Raw genomic sequence first — 471 nt, 5'->3', positions numbered from 1 at the left:
GAAGCACAAATATAATAATAGTCCATATGCGATGATTAATGATTTATATCCGAATCAATTTAAAGAATGGGAATTTAGAATGACACCATTAAATTTTTGGACGAAAGAAAAGGCCCTACAATTATTAAAATGGTTAATTGAAGAAGAGGAGAAATTACCACCACAAAAACTCTTACAAATTTATGGGCAAAAATGGTTAATTGAACATCGATTAAGTGCACCTCTAAGGGTGATTTGGAATGGAAGCCCGTATGCGATGATTAATGATTTATATCCAAATCGATTTAAAGAATGGGAATTTAATAAGGCTCCTAATAAGTTTTGGACGAAAGAAAAAACATTACAAGCACTAAAATGGACAATTGAAGAAAAAGAAAAATTAAATCTGGATCAATTGAAGAATATATACGAAAATAAATGGTTAGCCCAATCAGGATTGCGTGGAGCCTGTCAATTATATTGGAATGATAG

The 471-nt window shown here is 31.2% G+C and carries 1 protein-coding gene; it reads left to right on the top strand.

The features are described from left to right. The coding region (locus tag MR160_RS33930; protein WP_481746748.1) for a DUF4046 domain-containing protein at positions 1–471 on the top strand (471 nt) is incomplete at both ends.

It is taken from the genome of Bacillus cereus group sp. BfR-BA-01382 (assembly GCF_022663475.1).
In the GTDB taxonomy this organism is placed as follows: domain Bacteria; phylum Bacillota; class Bacilli; order Bacillales; family Bacillaceae_G; genus Bacillus_A; species Bacillus_A thuringiensis_S.
The sequence above is the reverse complement of the archived record's forward strand: the minus strand, read 5'-3'. Positions and strand labels throughout refer to the sequence as shown.